General features: G+C 64.5%; 14 protein-coding genes. 7 read left to right on the forward strand and 7 right to left on the reverse strand.

The genetic code is table 11. The features are described from left to right. Positions 1 to 6: 6 nt before the first annotated feature. The 4 genes from AOT87_RS23555 to AOT87_RS23570 all read right to left on the reverse strand — a co-directional run bounded on the left by AOT87_RS23555 (position 7) and on the right by AOT87_RS23570 (position 3,062). Positions 7 to 813 carry an ABC transporter permease gene (locus tag AOT87_RS23555; RefSeq protein WP_057968142.1) on the reverse strand — a complete coding sequence of 269 codons (807 nt, stop codon included), beginning with the start codon at positions 811 to 813 and terminating at the stop codon, positions 7 to 9. A gap of 53 nt (positions 814 to 866) precedes the next feature. Then, the gene (locus AOT87_RS23560) at positions 867 to 1,634 is read right to left on the reverse strand and encodes an ABC transporter permease (protein ID WP_057968114.1); all 768 of its coding nucleotides are present in this window, start codon (positions 1,632 to 1,634) and stop codon (positions 867 to 869) included. Between the two features lie 236 nt (positions 1,635 to 1,870). After that, complete coding sequence (locus tag AOT87_RS23565) at positions 1,871 to 2,776, reverse strand: 3-oxoacyl-ACP reductase (protein WP_057968115.1); 906 nt, start codon at positions 2,774 to 2,776, stop codon at positions 1,871 to 1,873. A gap of 94 nt (positions 2,777 to 2,870) precedes the next feature. Beyond that, positions 2,871 to 3,062: a ferredoxin gene (locus AOT87_RS23570; RefSeq protein WP_030096329.1), complete on the reverse strand. Its 192-nt coding sequence runs from the start codon at positions 3,060 to 3,062 to the stop codon at positions 2,871 to 2,873. A 218-nt stretch (positions 3,063 to 3,280) separates the two neighbouring features. Here AOT87_RS23570 and AOT87_RS23575 point away from each other — a divergent pair, with 218 nt between their 5' ends. Genes AOT87_RS23575 through AOT87_RS23585 form a run of 3 tightly spaced genes read left to right on the forward strand, consistent with a single transcriptional unit; the run spans position 3,281 to position 7,088 of the window. Then, positions 3,281 to 4,459, forward strand: coding sequence for an acyl-CoA dehydrogenase family protein (locus AOT87_RS23575; RefSeq protein ID WP_057968116.1), 1,179 nt, complete (start codon positions 3,281 to 3,283; stop codon positions 4,457 to 4,459). A gap of 16 nt (positions 4,460 to 4,475) precedes the next feature. After that, positions 4,476 to 5,573, forward strand: a complete 1,098-nt coding sequence (locus AOT87_RS23580; protein ID WP_057968117.1) for an acyl-CoA dehydrogenase family protein — start codon at positions 4,476 to 4,478, stop codon at positions 5,571 to 5,573. A gap of 9 nt (positions 5,574 to 5,582) precedes the next feature. After that, on the forward strand, positions 5,583 to 7,088 hold the full coding sequence (locus AOT87_RS23585) for a long-chain-fatty-acid--CoA ligase (RefSeq protein ID WP_057968118.1): 1,506 nt from the start codon (positions 5,583 to 5,585) through the stop codon (positions 7,086 to 7,088). An 84-nt stretch (positions 7,089 to 7,172) separates the two neighbouring features. Here AOT87_RS23585 and AOT87_RS23590 read toward each other — a convergent pair whose 3' ends face one another. Continuing rightward, on the reverse strand, positions 7,173 to 8,288 hold the full coding sequence (locus AOT87_RS23590; RefSeq protein WP_057968119.1) for a nitronate monooxygenase family protein: 1,116 nt from the start codon (positions 8,286 to 8,288) through the stop codon (positions 7,173 to 7,175). 3 nt (positions 8,289 to 8,291) lie between these two features. Next, positions 8,292 to 9,944 (reverse strand): acyl-CoA synthetase, encoded by a 1,653-nt coding sequence (locus tag AOT87_RS23595; protein ID WP_057968120.1) that lies wholly within the window; start codon positions 9,942 to 9,944, stop codon positions 8,292 to 8,294. Positions 9,945 to 9,997: 53 nt separating this feature from the next. Between AOT87_RS23595 and AOT87_RS23600 the strand changes: the two genes are divergently transcribed. Both AOT87_RS23600 and AOT87_RS23605 read left to right on the forward strand, forming a co-directional pair. After that, on the forward strand, positions 9,998 to 10,807 hold the full coding sequence (locus tag AOT87_RS23600) for a crotonase/enoyl-CoA hydratase family protein (protein ID WP_030096322.1): 810 nt from the start codon (positions 9,998 to 10,000) through the stop codon (positions 10,805 to 10,807). A gap of 15 nt (positions 10,808 to 10,822) precedes the next feature. Beyond that, positions 10,823 to 11,452 (forward strand): LON peptidase substrate-binding domain-containing protein, encoded by a 630-nt coding sequence (locus AOT87_RS23605; RefSeq protein ID WP_078353962.1) that lies wholly within the window; start codon positions 10,823 to 10,825, stop codon positions 11,450 to 11,452. Here the strand turns inward: AOT87_RS23605 and AOT87_RS23610 are convergent. Next, complete coding sequence (locus AOT87_RS23610) at positions 11,449 to 12,480, reverse strand: LLM class F420-dependent oxidoreductase (protein WP_046256042.1); 1,032 nt, start codon at positions 12,478 to 12,480, stop codon at positions 11,449 to 11,451. The two genes, AOT87_RS23605 and AOT87_RS23610, sit on opposite strands and share 4 nt — an antisense overlap. Before the next feature lie 77 nt (positions 12,481 to 12,557). Between AOT87_RS23610 and AOT87_RS23615 the strand changes: the two genes are divergently transcribed. Continuing rightward, positions 12,558 to 13,547 carry an OB-fold nucleic acid binding domain-containing protein gene (locus tag AOT87_RS23615; RefSeq protein ID WP_109398705.1) on the forward strand — a complete coding sequence of 330 codons (990 nt, stop codon included), beginning with the start codon at positions 12,558 to 12,560 and terminating at the stop codon, positions 13,545 to 13,547. After that, positions 13,547 to 14,614 (forward strand): thiolase domain-containing protein, encoded by a 1,068-nt coding sequence (locus AOT87_RS23620; RefSeq protein WP_057968121.1) that lies wholly within the window; start codon positions 13,547 to 13,549, stop codon positions 14,612 to 14,614. The genes AOT87_RS23615 and AOT87_RS23620 overlap by 1 nt, the downstream gene beginning before the upstream one ends.

A 14,614-nucleotide genomic window follows, 5' to 3' on the forward strand; every position in this document is an offset into this window, starting at 1 on the left:
TGATCCCTAGCCCGAGAGATTGAAGTGGCCGGACCCGCCGTAGACGGCAAGTGAGATGAACAGAGTGACAAGCACAACCACGATCAGGGAGGTGCGCACGGCCTGACCGACGGCGACGCCGACACCCACCGGTCCGCCGGAGGCGTTGAATCCGTAGTTGGTGTGTACGAGCATCACGACCACTGACATGACGATCGCCTGCAAGAACGACCACAGCAGATCGGTGGGCACCAGGAAGGTGTTGAAGTAGTGGTCGTACACACCCGGGGACTGACCATTGATCATCACGGTGGTCGCGCGGGAGGCGAAGAACGCCGCCAGCACCGATAGCGAGTACAGCGGGATGATGGCGATGAGCCCCGCCACCAGACGGGTGGACACGAGATACGAAACCGCGTGCACTGCCATGGTTTCCAGCGCGTCGATCTCCTCAGCGACACGCATGGCGCCCAGTTGGGCGGTGGTTCCGGCGCCGATAGTCGCCGCCATTGCGATACCCGCCACCACCGGCGCGATGATGCGCACATTGAGGAAGGCGGACAGGAAGCCGGTAAGTGCCTCGATACCGATGTTGCCCAGCGACGAGTAACCCTGTACCGCGATGACGCCACCGGAGGCGAGAGTCAGGAAAACCGCGACACCCACGGTTCCGCCGATCATCACCAGGGCACCGGTGCCCATGGTGATCTCGGCAAGCACCCGGATGGTTTCCTTGCGGTACTTCGTCAGTGCTGCGGGGATGTAACTCAGTGACTGCGCGTAGAAAAGAGCCTGCTCACCGAATTTGTCGAACGAGCGTCCCAGACCACGCATATACCGAACGGTATAGGAGGTGACGGTGTGCGTCGAAAGATACGGTCCGGTCACTAGTGCTTCACCAGGACCCGCACACCGATGGCCGTCATGACCACGTTGATGACGAACAAACAAATGAAGGAGTAGACGACGGTCTCGTTGACCGCATCGCCGACGCCCTTGGGGCCGCCCTTGACGGTGAGCCCGCGATAACAGCCGACAAGTCCGGCGAAGATGCCGAACAGGAAGGCCTTGATCTCCGAGATCATCAGCTCGCCGAGGCCGGTGAGCACCGTGAGACCGTTGATGAAGGCGCCGGGATTGACACCCTGCAGGAACACCGAGAATACGTAGCCGCCGACCATACCGATGGCACAGACCAGGCCGTTGAGCAGCAGCGCGACAAAGGTCGAGGCCAGCACGCGCGGAACCACGAGCCGCTGGATCGGATCGATACCCAGCACCTGCATCGCGTCGATCTCCTCGCGAATGGTGCGGGCGCCCAAATCCGCGCAGATCGCCGTGGCGCCGGCGCCAGCGACGACGAGCACGGTAACCACCGGGCCCAGCTGGGTCACCGTGCCGAACGCCGTGGCGGCACCCGATAGGTCCGCGGCGCCGATCTCGCGCAGCAGGATATTCAGAGTGAACGCCACCAGCACGGTGAAGGGGATGGCCACCAGGAGCGTCGGCAGCAATGAGACCCGCGCGATGAACCAGGTCTGATCCAGGAATTCCTGCCCTTGGAACGGGCGGCGGAAGATGTTGCGGAACGTGGCCAATGACATGGAGACGAAGCCGCCGACGGCGCGTGCGGGCGCCGCGAGCTGCTGCTTCAACCTTTACTCCTGTCTCACGCATCCCGGTACCGCCGGAATCTCGCCCCAAAAGAACCGGTTAACGATCGGCGTGTACCTACCACACTGTGAGGCGCACCATACTAACGAGAAAAAATTCTTAGTGTCAATTCATGTACGAATAGACAAATCGCACGCCGTGTCCACTTTGTCCTGCGGGTTTGATGCGATAACTAGAACTCGTTCTATTAAATTCGCACCCTCACCCTCGTTGCTCTTTACTCCTCGACCATCAGTGCGGTCGCCGAAAATGTGCGCTTCGGATCGTGTCCAGCAAAGAAATCAGCCAGGGCCGAATTCAGTGCCGACGGATCCCACGCGTCCGAATCCGCAGTGAACTTCGCCTCCACAGTAGGCGCCGCCAACAAGGTGACGGTGGGTCCGTAAACAATGAACAGCTGACCGTTAACTGCTTCCGCTGCGGGCGAGGCCAAGTACCGCACCAGGGTCACGACGTGCTCAGGGGAAAGCGGATCAATGGAATCCTCGGGCGCGTCACCAAAAACGTCGGCCGTCATCGCGGTGCGGGCGCGCGGGGCGATGGCGTTGGCCCGCACCCCGTAGCGACCGAGGGCGCGTGCGGCCGACAACGTGAGGGCGGTGATACCGGCTTTGGCAGCGCCGTAGTTGGCCTGCCCCTCCGGCCCGAGGAGACCGGCCTCAGACGACGTATTGATGAGGCGGCCGTAGACAGGGGCACCGGCCGCCTTCGACGCACCGCGCCAGTAGGTGGCGGCGTTGCGGGTCAGCAGGAAGTGGCCGCGCAGGTGCACGTGGATGACGGCGTCGAACTCCTCGTCCGACATGTTGAAGAGCATCCGATCCCGGGTGATGCCGGCGTTGTTGACCACGACGTGCAGCCCACCGAGCGATTCGGCGGTGGAGATCAGCTCGTCGGCGGTAGAGCGCTCACCGATGTCACCGGCGACGGTCACGCCCTTGGCGCCCACCGCGGCGATCTCGTCGAGCACATCGCTGCCCTCCAGGGCAGGTGCGATGTCGTTGACGATGACCGTCGCTCCGGACCGGGCCAGGCCGATGGCCTCGGCACGGCCGAGCCCCGCCGCGGCTCCGGTGACAATGGCGACGCGGCCACTCAGGTCGGCATCAGCAATCGCGCTCATAGTGATTTCCCTTCAGTCCCATGCAATCGACGCACCGAATCACGCCGACACCGCTTCGCCGAACGCGAAGTAGGCCGGTGATTTACGAATGCCTCTAGTCTTTGCGAATCAAAGCGGCACGCGGGCACTCCGCGATCGCCTGTTCGACCAGATCTTCCTGATCGGCCGGTACTTCCTCCTGCAGGATGACGACATAGTCGTCGTCATCGACGTCGAACACCTCTGGAGCGATCCCGAGACACACCAAGTTGCCTTCACAACGGTCAGGAATTACACCGACACGCATTGGAAACCTCTTTCCGGCTCCATGAGCCGACTCCGTCGTCTAGCTGGGCTGTATCGCCAGACTACGACACGTGACCCACGACACAACCCTGGTGACGCCAGGATCTCTGGGCTGAGTTTGTGTCGTGGCGCCGCGCCTGGACTCCCTAGACTAGAACGTGTTACAACTCTTGTGTCAACGTGGGTCACACCTGAGGGCCACGGCAGCGGAGGTCACACATGCATATCGCCTACACGCCCGAGCAGGAAGAGCTGCGCCGCGAGCTACGCGCGTACTTCGACAAACTGCTGACCCCGGAACGGCGCGAGGCCTTGGCGTCCAATCAGGGTGAGTACGGCAGCGGCAACGTCTACCGCGAGACCGTGGAACAGATGGGTGCCGACGGCTGGCTCGCTCTGGGCTGGCCCAAGGAATTCGGCGGCCAGGACCGCTCGGTGATGGATCAGCTGATCTTCACCGACGAGGCCGCGATCGCCGGCGCCCCCGTGCCGTTCCTGACCATCAACAGCGTCGCGCCGACGATCATGCACTTCGGCACCGATGAGCAGAAGAAGTTCTTCCTGCCGAAGATCGCGGCGGGCAAGCTGCACTTCTCCATCGGATACTCCGAGCCTGGCGCCGGTACCGACCTCGCCTCACTGCGCACCTCGGCTGTTCGTGACGGCGACGACTACATCATCAACGGCCAGAAGATGTGGACCAGCCTCATCGAGTACGCCGACTACATCTGGCTGGCGGTGCGTACCAACACAGAAGTAAAGAAGCATCGCGGTATCTCCATGCTCATCGTGCCCACCACCGCGGAGGGCTTCTCGTACACCAAGGTCCGCACCATGGCCGGGCCCGGCACGAGCGCTACCTATTACCAGGATGTGCGTGTCCCGGTGACGAGCCGAGTCGGTGAGGAGAACGCGGGCTGGAAGCTGGTGACCAACCAGCTCAATCACGAGCGGGTGGCCCTGGTCTCCTCGGCGCCGATCATCACCGCACTGCGCGAGGTACGCGAGTGGGCACAGAACACCAAGGGCCCCGGCGGCCGGATCATCGACGCCGAATGGGTTCAGCTGAACCTGGCGCGCGTGCATGCCAAGGTCGAATACCTCAAGCTGATCAACTGGGAGCTGGCCTCCGCCACCGATGCCGCTCCCTCCCCTGCCGATGCCTCCGCCACGAAGGTCTTCGGCACCGAGTTGGCCACCGAGGCCTACCGACTTCTCATGGAGGTACTCGGGACGGCGGCGACACTGCGTCAGGACTCCCCCGGTGCGCAGCTGCGCGGACGCGTCGAGCGGATGCACCGGGCCTGCTTGATCCTCACATTCGGCGGCGGCACCAACGAGGTTCAGCGCGACATCATCGCGATGACTGCACTCGGCCAGCCTGCGGCGACACGCTAGAAGGGACTGCACTGCAATGGATTTCTCCCTGACCGAGGCACAGACCGACCTTGCCGGCCTGACCCGTACCATCGCGTCGGCGATCAGCACGCCGGAGCGCCAGAAGGAGCTCGACAAGCAGGACAGCCGATTCGACTGGCAGCTGTGGACCAAGCTCGTCGAGGCCGACATCCTCTCGACCGCGGCGCCCGAATCGTTGGGCGGCGGCGGATTCGGCGTGCTGGAGCAGTCATCGATTCTCGTCGAACTGGGCCGCGAACTCGCCGCGGTTCCATACCTGGAGTCGGTGGTACTGGCGGCTGGAGCACTCGCCGCGTTCGGTTCCGAAGCACTGCAGAATGATTGGGCTGCACCGGCTGTCGCCGGTAAGAAGGTGCTGACCATCGCGCTCGACGGCGAACCGGGCGAGGGGCCCGTCGCTGCCCGGGCCGAGGGCGCAGGTCACGTGCTGACCGGCAATCGGGTCCTAGTGCCGTTCGGCGTGGAGGCCGATGCGTACCTGGTACCTGCCGAGACCGAAAATGGTGTCGCGGTCTTTCTCGTGGCAGCCGACGATGCCGGTGTCACTCAGGAGACGTTGCACACCACCGGCAAAGACAGCTCCGCTGAGCTGATTCTCTCCGAGGTTCCCGTTCCTGCTGACCGCAAGGTCGGCGGCGTCGAGGTCGTGGAGTGGCTGCGGCTGCGGGAATCTCTGGGGCACAGCGCCTATCAACTTGGCGTTCTGGAGCGGGCGCTGGAGCTGACCGCCGACTACGCGCGCACCCGCGAGCAGTTCGGCAAGCCGATCGGTGGCTTCCAGGCGGTGGCTCAGCGGCTGGCCGACGGCTACATCGACGTCAAGGGTCTGCGCCTCACCCTGTGGCAGGCAGCATGGCGGGTCTCCGAAGATCTCCCCGCCGATGTCGACGTCGCCACTGCCAAGTTCTGGGCCTCCGATGCCGGCCACCGCGTCGCACACACCGCAGTCCACGTGCACGGCGGCGTGGGTATCGACGAGGACCATCCGGTGCACCGCTACTTCCTGGCCGCCAAGCGCGGCGAGTTCGCTTCGGGCAGCGCGACGGAGCAACTGCGCCGCATCGGCCGCGAACTCGCCGATACACCTGCCTAGTATCTGGTTGTGAGCACGCCGGAGAGCACAACGGTCACGCAGCTGCTGGCGAACCTGGCCGATGTTGAGGACCGGGGGCTGCATTTCGAGGGTTCGTTCACGTCGTGGCGTGACCATGTGGCCGAAAGCCGCCGCCTGGCATCGGTATTGCGCGCACGCTTGGACCCGTCGAAGCCGCCGCATGTCGGTGTGATCCTGGAGAACACCCCCGGGTTCGCGCGACTCCTTTCCGCGGCCGCACTAGGTGGCCTGGTGCTGGTGGGCTTGAATTCGACACGGCGCGGATCGGCTTTGCAGCGTGATGTCGAGCTCGCCGACTGCCAATTCATCATCACGGACGAATCCGAAACCGTTGTCGACCCACAACATCCACTGATCGAGATCACCGATGTGCGACCGGATGAACTGTTCATGCTCATCTTCACCTCGGGCACCAGCGGAGACCCCAAGGCCGTCCAGATCACCCATGCCAAGGTGGCCTCGGCGGGGGTCATGCTGTCCTCGCGCTTTGGTCTCGGTCCCACAGATGTCTGTTATCTCTCGATGCCGATGTTCCATTCCAATGCGGTGCTCGCGGGCTGGTCGGTGGCCGTCGCCGCCGGTGCGTCGATTGCGTTGCGCCGCCGCTTCTCCGCATCGGGATTCCTCGACGATGTCCGCCGATACGGGGCGACGTATGCCAACTACGTCGGTAAGCCGATGTCGTATGTGCTGGCGACACCGGAACGGCCCGATGACGCCGAGAACCCGTTGAAGTTCATGTACGGCAACGAGGCGGCTGCCGGCGATACCGACCGATTCGCCAAGCGATTCGGCGCCTTTGTGGTGGACGGGTTCGGGTCGACCGAGGGCGGGGTAGCGCTGGGCTGGGCGCCTGGGACGCCGCCCGGTGCGATAGGCCCCCTGACCCCCGACGTTCAGATTCTGAACGTCCAGACCGGACAGCCTTGCCCCCCTGCGGTTTTTGACCAGAGCGGCAAGGTGGTCAATGCCGAGGAGGCCACCGGCGAGCTGGTGAATGTGACCGGCCCCGGACGATTCACCGGCTATTACAAGAACGCAGAGGCCGATGCCGAGCGCATGGTCGAGGGCAAGTACCGCAGCGGCGACCTCGCCTATGCCGACGAAAACGGGTTCGTGTACTTCGCCGGACGCCTGGGCGATTGGCTGCGGGTCGACGGCGAGAACCTGGGCACCGCCCCCATCGAGCGCGTGCTACTGCGCCATCCGGATATCACCGAGGTTGCCATCTATGGCATTCCGGATCCCACCGTCGGAGATCGTGTCATGGCGGCCCTGATCGTACGTAACGGGTTCGAGGCATCGAAGCTGGGTGAGTTCCTCTCCGCACAAGAGGATCTCGGGCCCAAACAGTGGCCGTCATTCGTCCGAATAAGCACCGAACTCCCCCGTACTGCGACATTCAAGGTGATCAAGCGGCAGCTATCAGCTGAGGCGTTGGAAACCAGCGACCCGCTGTGGCGGCTCTCCGGGAGCACCTACATTCAGCCCTGACGCCCAGTGTGCGGATCTGGTCGAAATCTCGCTGATATTCGACACTATCCGCACACTCGGCGGCTAGGAGAGCGGCGGGCAGAGCTAGCCGCGGATCTGGTTCAGCTTGTCGACAGCGCTCTCGAAACCGGCCACCAGGTCGGCCACGATCTCGGAGGTAGGCCGAATCTCGTTCATCCGCCCGACAATCTGCCCCGCGGGGAAGCAGACAGTCTCCGGGTCATGCGCACGATTCATCCGCTCGTGCGCCCCGCTCACCAGAATGTTCTGTAGCGGCATCGGCAGCGGCGTGGGCGCACCCTCGGCATCCCACGCCTGAGTCCACTTGGTCTTCAGCAGTCGCGCGGGCTTTCCGGTGTAGATGCGGGTGCGCACGGTGTCGCTGGAGGTCGCCTTCAACAGCGCCTGCTGCACCACGGAATCGCCACCACTGGTAACGCTTCCAAGGTCATACTCGGCGGCGGTCAGCCAGATGGAGCCGGTCCACACACCCGAGGCACCGAGCGCCAGGGCTGCCGCGGCCTGTCTGCCGCTGCCGATACCGCCGGCCGCCAGCACCGGGGCGCTGCCGTCGAGGGCATCCACGATCTCGGGCCAGAGCACCATGGATGCTACATCGCCGGTATGTCCACCGGCCTCATAGCCTTGGGCCACAACGATATCGACACCGTTCTCGACATGCCGTTTGGCGTGTTCGGCCTTCCCCGCCAGCGCAGCGACCGGCACGCCGTGCTCGTGCGCCTGGTCGATCACGTCCTTGGGCGGGGAGCCGAGCGCATTGGCAATCAGCTTGATCGGATGCTTGAGCGCGACCTCCACATGTGAGCGGGCCACCGAATGCAGCCAGCCCAGCACCCCCGCCGACTCACGTTCGCCCGGCAATGGGGGCACGCCCAGGTCGGCAAGAGTCTTCTCGACGAAATCCTTGTGCCCCTGCGGAATCAGTTTGTCGATGTCTACCGCAGTGCCCTCGGTGGGCACCTTGGCCGGCATCACGATGTCGACACCGTAGGGCTTGCCGTCGGTGTTCTCATCCATCCAATTCAGAACGGCGTCCAACTCGTCGGGATCGTTGAAGCGGACACACCCCAGCACACCCATCCCGCCCGCGCGGGTGATGGCTGCGGCGACCTTCTCCGAGGGCGTAAAACCGAATATCGGATAGCGGATTCCGAACCGCTCACAAAGGTCGGTATGCATGGCTCAGGCTCCCGTGTTGACGTGCTTGGTGTTCACGAGGTCCACCTTCTCGGTTTCCGAGACTTCTTTGGCCCAGCGGTAGTCGGCCTTGCCCGCAGGATTGCGCTTGACGGTGTCCACAATCCAGACGCTGCGCGGCACCTTGTATCCGGCAATCTCCTTGCGCGCATGGGTGTCCAGTTCTTCGAAGGTGAGCTCCACGCCGGGACGCACCGCGACGACAGCGCCCACATGCTGACCCCACTTCTCGTCGGGCACACCGACGACAACCGCGTCGAACACGGCGGGGTGGCCCTTCAGGACGCTCTCGACTTCCTCAGGGAACACCTTCTCGCCGCCGGTGTTGATCGACACCGATCCGCGACCCAGCATGGTGACAGTGCCGTCCGCTTCGACGGTCGCCCAGTCACCAGGGATCGCGTACCGCACACCGTTGAACGTCTTGAACGTCTCGGCGGTCTTCTTCTCGTCCTTGAAGTATCCGACCGGGATGTGCCCACTCTTGGCGATGAGACCCCGCACCCCGGAACCGGGCTGGATCGGATTGCCTTCCTCGTCGAGAACCGTTGTGGTGGAACTGATCTTCACGGTTGGGCCACCCGGATGCATCTGCCCCTTGGTAACGGTGGACAACCCGCCGGTACCGGTCTCGGAGGCGCCGATCGCATCGGTGATCACCCGGTTGGGCAGCAGCTCCAGGTACCGCTCCTTGACCGTCTGCGAGAACAGTGCGGCACTGCTGGCCAACACCCACAGCGAGGACAGATCGCGGGCGCGGCCCACTTCGGTATCCAACGCGTCGATCAGCGGTCGCCCGATCGCGTCGCCGGCGAAGAACAGCATGTTGATCTTGTGCTTCTCGATGAGTTCCCACACCTCTTCGGGGTTGAACTCGGGCGCGAGCACCGTGGTGCGCCCCTGGAACAGGGCCATGAAGGTCGCGGCCTGGGTGGCGCCGTGGATCATCGGTGGGATCGGGAAACCGATGAATGGAGCGGCCTCGGCTCCCTGCTTGGCCAGGTCCCACTCACCCTCGATGTACTCGCCGGTGACGTAGTTGATCCCGCCGAACAGCGAGCGGTAGATGTCCTCGTGCCGCCACATCACACCCTTGGGGAAGCCGGTGGTGCCGCCGGTGTAGATCAGGAAGATGTCGTCGGGGCTGCGCTCGGCGAAATCACGTTCCGGAGATCCCTGCGCCAGCGCATCTGCGAACGTGACGCCGCCGTACGACGAGTAGTCGAGATCTGTTCCGTCCTCGACAACAATCGCGGTCTTGACGTTCGGGGTGCTCGGCAGGACGTTCGCGACCTTGTCCGCATACCGGCGCTCATGCACCAGGGCCGCCATATCGGAGTTCTCGAACAGGTAGTGCAACTCGGCCTCGACGTACCGGTAATTCACGTTGACCGAGATCGCGCGGATCTTGACGATGGCCGTCAGCGCTACGACGATCTCGATGCCGTTGCGGCAGTACAGGCCGACCTTGTCGCCGGGGCCCACGCCCTGGCTCTGCAGATAGTGCCCCAGCCGGTTGGACTGTTCCTCAAGCTCTGCGTACGTCAGCTTTCGGTCACCGGAAATGATGGCGACACGATCGGGCATAGTGTCGATTGCATGCTCAATGAGGTCGGCAATGTTAAGGGCCATGTCCATAAATTAGAACGTGTTACATTTTTAGACAAGCCCCGGCCCAATGAAGGAGCCTCATGACGGACACAGTGACCGAACAGGACGCCCCGCACGCCCTAGTGGAACTCCGCGATCACGTCCTCATCGTGACGATGAATCGTCCGCACGCACGCAACGCCCTGTCCGGGGAAATGCTGGAAATCATGACGCAGGCCTGGGACCGCGTCGACAATGATCCCGACGTTCGCGTCTGCATCCTGACCGGTGCAGGCGGGTACTTCTGCGCCGGAGCGGACCTCAAGGCCATGAACAAGCGCGCCCCGGGCGACCAGTTCTCCGACGGCAGCTACGACCCGTCCGTCATCCCCGGTCTGCTCAAGGGCCGGCGCCTGACCAAGCCGCTGATCGCGGCCGTCGAGGGCCCCGCGATCGCCGGCGGCACCGAAATCCTGCAGGCTACCGATATCCGCGTCGCGGGTGAGAGCGCCAAATTCGGTGTCTCCGAGGTGAAGTGGAGCCTGTACCCGATGGGCGGGTCGGCCGTGCGCCTCCCCCGCCAGATCCCGTACACGGTCGCCTGCGACATCCTGCTCACCGGCCGGCACCTCAAGGCCCCGGAAGCCAAGGAAATCGGGCTCATCGGCCACGTCGTCCCCGACGGCCAGGCACTGGACAAGGCCCTGGAGCTTGCGAACATGATCGCCGCGAACGGACCCCTGGCGGTGCAAGCGGTCCTCAAGACCATCCGCGATTCGGAAGGCCTGCACGAGAACGAGGCCTTCAAGGCCGACACCAAGGTCGGCATCGGGGTCTTCACCAGTAACGACGCCAAGGAAGGCCCCCGCGCCTTCGCCGAGAAGCGCGCCCCCAACTTCACCGGTACCTAGACCGGCCCACATAGTGTGGGCGGCGTGACGCCCATGTTCCCGCTGCAGTCGGTGCTGCTGCCGGGTGAGCCCCTGCCGCTGCGTATCTTCGAGCCGCGCTACGTCGCCCTGGTCCGGGACGTGATGGCCGCCGACCGTACCTTCGGCACCGTTCTGATCGCTCGCGGCAGAGAGGTGGGTGGCGGAGACGTCCGCCACGACGTCGGCACCGCGGTCCGCGTCCTGGACTGCGAGTCCCTCGGCGCGGAGCGCTTCGCGTTGCGTTGTGAGGGCGCGCATCGAATCCGCATCAACCGGTGGCTCGACGACGATCCGTATCCGCGTGCCGAGACCGAACCGTGGCCCGACGAACTCGATGAGCGGGTGCTGCCGTTGAGTGCCCTCAACGAGGTGCAGGCACGTATCGAGAACCTGCTGCGCCGGGTCGCGACCGCACAACAGGTGCGCCTGCCCCGCCGGTGGTCCATCGCCACCGGGCTGCCCAGCGGCGCCGAAAAGCGGCTGTACGCGTTGGCATCTCGAGTGCCCATGGGTCAGGCCGATCGGCACGCCGTGCTGGCAGCACCGACGTTGGAGACGCGGTTTCACGCACTGAATGAGGCCGTCGACACCGTCACCGCGATGCTCGACTTCCGCGAGGTTTAGGTCAGCGCCGCCAGCTGTTTGACGTGCGCGACACTGCGGCAACCGACCACCAGCATGGTGACCCCCGCGGCCTCCCAGGTCTTGATCTGCTCACGTACCTCGGCCTCGGTTCCGACGATGGTGGTGTCGAGCACCAACTCATCCGGAATCACTTCGGCCGCCTTGTCCTTGCGGTTGGTGCGGAACAGCTCGGTGACCTCATCAACCACCTCGCCGTAACCCATGCGCCGATACACCTCGGCGTGGAAGTTGAGTTCGACCGCACCCATGCCCCCGATATACAAGGCGGAGAACGGCTTCAGCTGGTCGAGCACCGAGCGGCGGTCGTCGGTGACGATCACCTGCGCGGTAGCGGCGATCTCGAAGTCCTTGCGGCTGCGCCGGGCGCCGGGACGCGAGAAGCCCTCGTCGAGCCATTCGTTGTACATGTCGGCGAGCCGCGGCGCATAGAACATGGGCAGCCAGCCGTCGGCGATCTCAGCGGTCAACGCCACATTCTTCGGGCCCTCGGCCCCGAGGAAGATGGGGATATCGGCACGCAGCGGATGCACAATCGGCTTGAGCGGCTTGCCCAGCCCGGTGGCCTTGTCCCCGGTCAGCGGCAGCGGATAGTGCGGGCCGTCGCTGCGTACGGGCGCCTCGCGAGCCAATACCTGCCTGATGATGTCGATGTACTCGCGGGTGCGGGCCAGAGGTTTGGGGAATGGTTGTCCGTACCAGCCCTCCACCACCTGCGGCCCGGATACGCCCAGCCCCAGGATATGGCGGCCACCGGAGAGGTGATCCAGCGTCAGGGCCGCCATGGCACAGGCCGTGGGTGTTCGCGCCGAGAGCTGAATCACCGAGGTACCCAACCTGATTCGGCTGGTGTCCGACCCCCACCAGGCCAACGGGGTGTACGCGTCGGAACCCCAGGCCTCAGCCGTGAAGACGGCGTCGAATCCGCCCTCCTCGGCGGCGGCCACCAGTTCGGGCGCGTTCTCCGGCGGGGAGGCCGACCAGTACCCCAGCTGCAATCCGAATTTCATGGCCCGACTGTAACCGGCGGGATATGCCGCGACCACCACCCTTGCGAAAAAAACTAGAACTTGTTCTACTCGGAGGTGTGACAGTCAGCCAAAGCAGCACAACCGGGCAATTGCCCCTCCTGACGGCACCCCTCGAACTGTCTTTTGATTACACCCGTTCGGTGGGACCGACCCTCTCCAAGTTCTTCACCGCCCTGCGCGATCGGCAGATCGTCGGCACCCGCGGCAGCGACGGCAGGGTTCACGTACCGGCGGCCGAGTACGACCCGGTAACCTACGCACCCCTGACCGAGGTGGTGCCGGTGTCGAGTGTCGGCACGGTCCAGTCGTGGTCCTGGCAGCCCGAGCCGCTCGAGGGCCAGCCGCTGGCCAAACCGTTCGCCTGGGCACTCATCAAGCTCGACGGTGCCGACACCGCGCTGCTGCACGCCGTCGACGCAGGGGATGCGGGCTCCGCCGGTATCGAGACCGGTGCCCGCGTGCACGCGGTATGGGCCGATGAGACCGTCGGCGCGATCACCGACATCGCCTACTTCGCACTCGGAGACCGTCAGGTCGACGTGCCCGCGCCCGCACCAGATCAGGAGCCGGTGACCATGCAGGTCACCCCGATCCGGCTGGAAGTTCAGCACATCACCTCACCGGAGGAGAGCGCCTATCTGCGCGCGCTGGCCGAGGGCAAGCTGCTCGGCGGCCGCACCGGCGCCGGTGGACGTGTGTACTTCCCGGCGCGTGGGGCCGATCCGCTGACCGGTGAGCCCACCTCGGACCTGGTGGAAGTGGCCGATAAGGGCGTCGTCACCACCTTCGCGATCATCAACATCCCCTTCCCCGGGCAGCGCATCAAGCCGCCGTATGTGGCCGCATATGTGTTGCTCGACGGTGCCGATATTCCGTTCCTGCACCTCGTCTACGACATCGATCCGGCGGATGTCCGCATGGGTATGCGAGTCGAGGCCGTGTGGAAGCCCAAGGAGGAGTGGGGATACGGGATCGACAATATCCAGTACTTCCGCCCCACCGGTGAGCCCGACGCCGACTACGAGACCTACAAGGACCGGATCTGATGAGTTCCGCTGCCCCCGCAGTAGCAGTTGTGGGCTTCGCCCACTCCCCTCACGTACGCAGCACCGAGGGCACCACCAACGGTGTCGAGATGCTGGTGCCCTGTTTCCGGGAGATCTACGCCGACCTCGGAATCACCAAGTCCGATATCGGCTTCTGGTGCTCGGGATCATCCGATTACCTGGCCGGTCGTGCCTTCTCGTTCATCTCGGCGATCGACTCGATCGGTGCGGTGCCGCCCATCAACGAGTCTCATGTGGAGATGGACGCGGCGTGGGCGCTGTACGAGGCCTACATCAAGATCCTCACCGGGCAGGTGGAGACCGCACTCGTCTACGGATTCGGGAAGTCCTCCGCCGGCACCCTGCGCAGAGCCCTTGCCCTGCAGACCGATCCGTATACCGTCGCTCCGCTATGGCCCGATTCGGTGTCGTTGGCAGCGCTGCAGGCGCGGGTCGGCCTGGATTCGGGGAAGTGGACCAAGGAGCAGATGGCACAGGTTGCCCTCGACGCCCTCGGCCGCGCCCAGCGCGTGGATTCCGAGGCCCCGGCCTCAAGCGTCGACGAGCTGCTGGCGCGCGAGTACTTCGCCGATCCCCTGCACAAGCACGACATCGCGCCGATATCCGATGGCGCCTCGATCATGGTGCTGGCCTCTGGTGACCGCGCCCGCGAGCTACGCGAAAACCCAGCGTGGATTACCGGATTCGAACATCGGATCGAGACGCCGATACTCGGTGCCCGAGATCTGACCACCTCGCCGTCCACGGCTGCCTCCGCGGCCGCCGCGACCGGCGGCGACCCCGGCTCCATCGAGGTGGCCGAGTTGTACGCACCGTTCAGCCATCAGCAGCTGATCCTCGCCGAAGCCATTGGCCTCAAGGACTCCACGACCGTCAACCCTTCGGGCGGCACCCTGGTGGCCAACCCGATGTTCTCGGCCGGGCTGGAGCGGATCGGCTTTGCCGCACAACATATCTGGAATGGTTCAGCAGGAAGGGTGCTGGCCCACGCGACCAGCGGGCCCGTACTTCAGCAGAACCTCGTCGCGGTGCTGGAGGGTAAGTAA

This window comes from Mycobacteroides sp. H003 (assembly GCF_001440135.1).
GTDB classification, from domain to species: Bacteria; Actinomycetota; Actinomycetes; order Mycobacteriales; family Mycobacteriaceae; genus Mycobacterium; species Mycobacterium gwanakae.

What these genes read in the sequence shown, in the direction of transcription:
- AOT87_RS23555 (WP_057968142.1), bottom strand. Translation starts at nt 813, where the DNA reads ATGCGTGGTCTGGGACGCTCGTTCGACAAATTCGGTGAGCAGGCTCTT.
- AOT87_RS23565 (WP_057968115.1), bottom strand. Translation starts at nt 2,776, where the DNA reads ATGAGCGCGATTGCTGATGCCGACCTGAGTGGCCGCGTCGCCATTGTC.
- AOT87_RS23570 (WP_030096329.1), bottom strand. Translation starts at nt 3,062, where the DNA reads ATGCGTGTCGGTGTAATTCCTGACCGTTGTGAAGGCAACTTGGTGTGT.
- AOT87_RS23575 (WP_057968116.1), top strand. Translation starts at nt 3,281, where the DNA reads ATGCATATCGCCTACACGCCCGAGCAGGAAGAGCTGCGCCGCGAGCTA.
- AOT87_RS23580 (WP_057968117.1), top strand. Translation starts at nt 4,476, where the DNA reads ATGGATTTCTCCCTGACCGAGGCACAGACCGACCTTGCCGGCCTGACC.
- AOT87_RS23590 (WP_057968119.1), bottom strand. Translation starts at nt 8,288, where the DNA reads ATGCATACCGACCTTTGTGAGCGGTTCGGAATCCGCTATCCGATATTC.
- AOT87_RS23595 (WP_057968120.1), bottom strand. Translation starts at nt 9,944, where the DNA reads ATGGACATGGCCCTTAACATTGCCGACCTCATTGAGCATGCAATCGAC.
- AOT87_RS23600 (WP_030096322.1), top strand. Translation starts at nt 9,998, where the DNA reads ATGACGGACACAGTGACCGAACAGGACGCCCCGCACGCCCTAGTGGAA.
- AOT87_RS23610 (WP_046256042.1), bottom strand. Translation starts at nt 12,480, where the DNA reads ATGAAATTCGGATTGCAGCTGGGGTACTGGTCGGCCTCCCCGCCGGAG.
- AOT87_RS23620 (WP_057968121.1), top strand. Translation starts at nt 13,547, where the DNA reads ATGAGTTCCGCTGCCCCCGCAGTAGCAGTTGTGGGCTTCGCCCACTCC.